This is a genomic window from Pseudomonadota bacterium (assembly GCA_027624955.1).
Taxonomy (GTDB): domain Bacteria; phylum Pseudomonadota; class Alphaproteobacteria; order UBA828; family UBA828; genus PTKB01.
Genome location: JAQBTG010000079.1, coordinates 1 through 4,408, shown reverse-complemented (window position 1 = coordinate 4,408; position 4,408 = coordinate 1). Strand labels below are relative to the sequence as shown.

At 56.9% G+C, this 4,408-nt stretch carries 7 protein-coding genes; 4 read left to right on the top strand and 3 right to left on the bottom strand.

The window, feature by feature from the left end; all coding sequences use genetic code 11:
* Window positions 1–85 precede the first annotated feature (85 nt).
* Window positions 86–1,150, top strand: a complete 1,065-nt coding sequence (locus O3A94_17075; GenBank protein MDA1357961.1) for a phosphotransferase family protein — start codon at window positions 86–88, stop codon at window positions 1,148–1,150.
* A gap of 132 nt (window positions 1,151–1,282) precedes the next feature.
* Here the strand turns inward: O3A94_17075 and O3A94_17070 are convergent, their stop codons facing one another.
* The gene (locus O3A94_17070) at window positions 1,283–1,561 is read right to left on the bottom strand and encodes a hypothetical protein (protein ID MDA1357960.1); all 279 of its coding nucleotides are present in this window, start codon (window positions 1,559–1,561) and stop codon (window positions 1,283–1,285) included.
* Between the two features lie 95 nt (window positions 1,562–1,656).
* Between O3A94_17070 and O3A94_17065 the strand changes: the two genes are divergently transcribed.
* Together O3A94_17065 and O3A94_17060 are read left to right on the top strand one after the other, a co-directional pair.
* Entirely contained in the window at window positions 1,657–2,097 is a 441-nt protein-coding gene (locus tag O3A94_17065) for a DUF4864 domain-containing protein (protein MDA1357959.1), read from the top strand.
* 22 nt (window positions 2,098–2,119) lie between these two features.
* Window positions 2,120–2,548, top strand: a complete 429-nt coding sequence (locus O3A94_17060) for a hypothetical protein (GenBank protein ID MDA1357958.1) — start codon at window positions 2,120–2,122, stop codon at window positions 2,546–2,548.
* Window positions 2,549–2,645: 97 nt separating this feature from the next.
* Here the strand turns inward: O3A94_17060 and O3A94_17055 are convergent, their stop codons facing one another.
* Both O3A94_17055 and O3A94_17050 read right to left on the bottom strand, forming a co-directional pair.
* A complete protein-coding gene (locus O3A94_17055) occupies window positions 2,646–3,080 on the bottom strand; it encodes a hypothetical protein (GenBank protein MDA1357957.1) in 435 nt (144 codons plus the stop codon).
* Between the two features lie 26 nt (window positions 3,081–3,106).
* Window positions 3,107–3,697: a cupin gene (locus O3A94_17050; GenBank protein ID MDA1357956.1), complete on the bottom strand. Its 591-nt coding sequence runs from the start codon at window positions 3,695–3,697 to the stop codon at window positions 3,107–3,109.
* A 199-nt stretch (window positions 3,698–3,896) separates the two neighbouring features.
* Here O3A94_17050 and O3A94_17045 point away from each other — a divergent pair, with 199 nt between their 5' ends.
* Entirely contained in the window at window positions 3,897–4,346 is a 450-nt protein-coding gene (locus O3A94_17045; GenBank protein ID MDA1357955.1) for a hypothetical protein, read from the top strand.
* Window positions 4,347–4,408: the final 62 nt, after the last annotated feature.

Here is a 4,408-nt window from a genome sequence, read left to right as displayed (position 1 = left end):
ACACTACCGAAAACATCTGCGCGAAAAAGATAAAACCAATAAACAAATAGCTAGCTAAATAATATTGAGAGATAGAGGCAATCGCATGGCCGAGACCCGCCACCTGCCGGAACTAACGCAGGTACGCGACGCCCATCGCATTGAGTTATCGAGACTTTCTGAATATTTCGCGGCCCATCTGCCGCAACTCGGCGGTGCGCTGACAGCGCGCCAGTTCAAAGACGGCCAGTCCAATCCCACCTTTCTGCTGCAGTCCGGCGCGCAACAAGTGGTGCTGCGCAAAAAACCGCCTGGCGATTTGCTGCCGGGCGCGCACCGTATCGAGCGCGAATTCCGCATCATTTCGGCGCTCGCCTCTCATGGTGTGCCGGTGCCGAAGGCACTGCATCTCTGCGAAGACGACAGCGTTATCGGTACGCCGTTTTATGTAATGGAAAACGTCGAGGGCAGGGTCTGCCAAAACCCGGTACTGACCGGCATGACGGCGGCGGAGCGCACCGCGATTTATGCTTCGATGGCAGGCGTCTTGGCGCAATTACATCGTATCAATTGGAAAACGGCAGGGCTCGGCGATTACGGCAAGCATGAGTCCTTTATTGAACGCCAAATCGCCTTATGGAGCCATCAATACGAAGCCGCGAAAACCGGCGACATCGCCGACATGGACCGGTTGATGGAATGGCTGCCGCGCAACATACCCGAAGACGGTGAGACCACCCTGGTGCATGGCGATTTCCGGCTCGGCAATCTCATTCTCAGCAGCCACGCGCCGAGAGTCGCCGCTGTACTCGACTGGGAGCTCTCAACCCTTGGTCATCCGCTAACCGACCTCGCATATAATTGCCTGCCCTATCATCTCGCGACCGGCGATGACAGCCTGCCCGGATTGGCTGGAGTCGACCTGGATGCCCTCGGCATTCCGGATGAGAAGGCGCATGTCGAAGCCTACTGCCGCGCCGCCGGACGCGATGATGGCATTCAAAATTGGCCGTTCTACATCACCTTCGCCATGTTCCGCTTGGCGTCGATCTCGCAAGGTGTCTATGCCCGCGCCCTCAAAGGCAATGCCAGTTCGGCCAACGCTATGGGTTTTGGCGAGCGCGCGATGCGGCTGGCCGAGTTCGCCTGGCGGAATGTCGACGAAAGCTAGTCTCTGCCCGCCCCGCCAGGCGCCACCGCACTGAGCGTACCCTGACCGGGGGTAAAAAAAATCATGCTGGTTTTCTTGTGCGGGCGCGCGGTGTGCCACTGCCCTCGCGGGACGACAATATAGCTGCCCGGTTCACTGATATTGAGAATTGTTGCCGTCCCGCCACAGCACGAAATCGACGTCGCCCTCTTGCAGCACGACGATTTCATCTCCCATCGGGTGCATCTCCCACGTCTCCCAGGCCTCGCTGAAGCTGTGCGACATAACCAAGATATGGCCGGCAAAATTATTGAACTCGCCATCGAGCTCGGCATAGAAATTCGGCGTGACCGCCTTCGTTGTCGCCGCGCCGTCGGGCGCCAAGATGACACGAACGTCTTCGAAACGATGCGGGCCGGGTTCTGTGGACATAAAAATTTCTCCCTCGGTTAACATGGCACGCATCCAAAGGCGTGGTCAGACGCGTCGTTTCCTCTATATGTAGCAGAAGGACGGAGGAGAAGTTTATGCATCATTTAATCCGCAAGTTCGCCGTGTTGATATTTTGCGTTGCCCTGCTATCCGCGAGTCTTCGTGCGGAGGATGCTCCGGCCAAGGCCGACATCGCAGGTGCGCAGGCGGTAATCTCGGCGCAGATGGAAGCCTTCAAGCGGGACGACGGCGAGGCGGCGCTTGCCTTCGCGGCGCCCAGCATCCGGAATATCTTCGCCACGCCGGAAATATTCATGGCAATGGTGCGCGAGCAATATGCCCCGGTGTACCGGCCGCGTTATATCGAATATCTCGAGCCCGTCGCCGTCGGCGACCAATTCATGCAGCCGTTAATCTTGACCGGAGAAAACGGCGTGACCGTGTTGGCGCGCTATGCGCTCCAGCGCCAGACCAGCGGCGACTGGCGTATCATTGGTGTTACGCTCAGTCCCGCTCCCGACCAGGCGCCGATATAAATCAATCCGGCACGTAGACCGTTTGTTTCGCGGCGATTCCTTTCAGCGCGATGCTGCCCACGAGCGTGCAGGCGATCCAGCATTCCGCTACGAAATCGCCGGTCAGCAGAAAATCTTCGCTGAGTTGGCCGCAGAATTGTTCGACCAGGCTGGCCAAATTGACCGCCCGACCGATTACCGTGAAGTCGAGCCTGCCCTCACCACCAATATCACCGTATTGCACCTCGCCAACATGGAGCGCGATGCCGCAGCGGGTCAGGCCGCGCCCGCCGCCACGCGCTTTTCATTGACGATTCAGGCGCCCTTTGCTTTGCAGCCACATCACCACGGACTGAGTGGCCCACGCCACGTCATCTCGGCCGGCGTTCGCACGGCGCTTTTGGGCCGTCCGTCGGAGATCCTCTGGTCAAACCTCCGGCGGATATTGCGCGGCCGCGTTAGCGCCGGGTAACAAAGAAAATTTCGATATGTGGAATTTATATATGCGCGACATGGTGGCCTTGAACGCCATTAGCTTGGCAGGACTGCGCCGCAATCAGCTTCTTTTGTCAGCCATCCGCCGCCGCGATCGTGACGCTCGGAATCCAATTTAGCTGGCGTCGGGACAAACGCGAGTCAACGCTCTCACCGTCAAAATCGCTTGGCGATGAGTCGAGGTCCGCTGGGTCAACGCCCTCGAAGCTGTTGACGTTCACTACCGCGAAAACGGCATCATCGATCGTGCTCGTGACAAACGGAACGACGCCACAGCTTCGGCAAATGTAGAAATCCGCCGTCTCGGTGCCGAACCGGTAGCGCTCCACCAGTGCCGCATCTGCAATACGAGCCGCCAACACCCCGGCCGGGTGCGAGGTGTATATCCGGCTATGCTTTTGGCAAAAGCTACAGCCGCAGGCGCGCACTGGAATAGCGCCTTCAGGCTCCGGAATTTGAAACGTGAAGCGGATGTTGCCGCAATGACAAGCACCATTAATGAGGCGCATGTTGCCAGTATCTGGCGTTCGTGCCGCTATTTGCCGTTAAGCCAAAGCGTCGAGACCGGGCCACCATTGGCGCCGGCGATGGGATCGGTTTGCGGCAGGGGAATTTGCGCAATGCGGGCCATGACGTCCGCGAGTTCGTTCTCGCCAACGGCCATAACTTCCAGATCGCCGACACCAGGAGTTTGCCGGGCGGTGCGCGCATCGGCTTCGGAAAAAACGCACAAATTCGGAGTCTGGCCAGGCGGATAAGCACCGATACTCATGAAGCCTGGCGCATCGTCGCGCCGGCGATGGACAACGCCGGCTGGAATGAGGACGGCATCACCGGCCTTAAATTCGAAAACCGGACCCTGCGGTCCGCCGAACTGCACTTGCGCAGAACCACGCGCGCAGCCCACCACTTCATGGGCCGAGGAATGATAATGATGAAAAGCGAAAGTATCGCCGCGAAAGCCGTTGCCCCAATCATTTCCCCAAAAGACTTTTTCAACGTCGCTTTCCGGCTCGTCGCCGGTCAGCTTCACCGCGCCCTTATAAAGAATCAAAGGCAGCGCATCATTGTTGGGGCTAATGCCGTTGGTGCTCAGAAAATGATGTTCGACTAAAGCTTCAAGCATGACAATCCTCCGGCTAGGCCATTGAAAAAATTGACTGAAACAATTGGCGCGCCCTCCAGGATTCGAACCTGGGACCTACGGCTTAGAAGGTCATGGGCTTTGGCTTCCAGCCTCAATTTTTAGACTTTTTCGCCCATATTGTCCCACATAGTATCAATGGGTTACGGGCAAAAGTCTAAAATTACGGTGCCATCATAAATTGGGCATTCGTGTTGAAGCTTACCGAGAACGCAGCCCAGTCTATTTTTTTTTCGTAGGCCGGTTGGGCCTTTGGGTCAGAGCTGATCCGGCTGCCGACTTCGCCGCCTTGCTGGCATTTGGATTTCGAAGAACCTTTGACGCTGCTGTTGCGGCGCGTTTGCTGGTGACTTCTCGGTTGGTAGTTCGATGTGCCATGCTTCTCGTCCTATTCGGGTGCTTGTTGCTCCACATGATCAATCGGAAGTTCTTTTACAAGATCAACGACGGATCGACCATCAATTACTATAATGGCCACAACGACAATCAAAATAGCGAACAGAAGAGCGCTTACAAAACCAGCAGCAACTCCAATCCAAAATTGACGCCAGCTGCCGGTCGTTCGTTTAACCGCGTCGACAAGGCCGCTCTCAAAGGCATTGCGCCGCTCGTCTACAATGATCTCTTCTAGCCCGGATTATTCACGGCGTGTCGTGATAGGGTCGGTGAGCGTAGATTAAGCTGTTGAAATGC

What these genes read in the sequence shown, in the direction of transcription:
- O3A94_17075 (MDA1357961.1), top strand. Translation starts at nt 86, where the DNA reads ATGGCCGAGACCCGCCACCTGCCGGAACTAACGCAGGTACGCGACGCC.
- O3A94_17070 (MDA1357960.1), bottom strand. Translation starts at nt 1,561, where the DNA reads ATGTCCACAGAACCCGGCCCGCATCGTTTCGAAGACGTTCGTGTCATC.
- O3A94_17065 (MDA1357959.1), top strand. Translation starts at nt 1,657, where the DNA reads ATGCATCATTTAATCCGCAAGTTCGCCGTGTTGATATTTTGCGTTGCC.
- O3A94_17055 (MDA1357957.1), bottom strand. Translation starts at nt 3,080, where the DNA reads ATGCGCCTCATTAATGGTGCTTGTCATTGCGGCAACATCCGCTTCACG.
- O3A94_17050 (MDA1357956.1), bottom strand. Translation starts at nt 3,697, where the DNA reads ATGCTTGAAGCTTTAGTCGAACATCATTTTCTGAGCACCAACGGCATT.